Origin of the sequence: Marinomonas sp. TI.3.20 (genome assembly GCF_038155025.1) — a bacterium.
GTDB lineage: Bacteria > Pseudomonadota > Gammaproteobacteria > Pseudomonadales > Marinomonadaceae > Marinomonas > Marinomonas flavescens.
Genome location: NZ_JBAKAS010000110.1, coordinates 1 through 283 on the forward strand (window position 1 = coordinate 1; position 283 = coordinate 283).

At 52.7% G+C, this 283-nt stretch carries 1 rRNA gene; it reads right to left on the minus strand.

Features of this window, described 5'->3' with window-relative positions:
* Nucleotides 1–283 (minus strand): 16S ribosomal RNA (locus V6259_RS19780); the annotation flags it as partial.

Sequence of the window (283 nt, forward strand, 5' to 3'; positions counted from 1 at the left end):
CTGGGATTTCACATCCGACTTAACAAACCACCTACGCGCGCTTTACGCCCAGTAATTCCGATTAACGCTTGCACCCTCTGTATTACCGCGGCTGCTGGCACAGAGTTAGCCGGTGCTTCTTCTGGGGTTAACGTCAAAATGATAACGTATTAAGTCATCACCCTTCCTCACCCCTGAAAGTGCTTTACAACCCTAAGGCCTTCTTCACACACGCGGCATGGCTGGATCAGGCTTGCGCCCATTGTCCAATATTCCCCACTGCTGCCTCCCGTAGGAGTCTGGG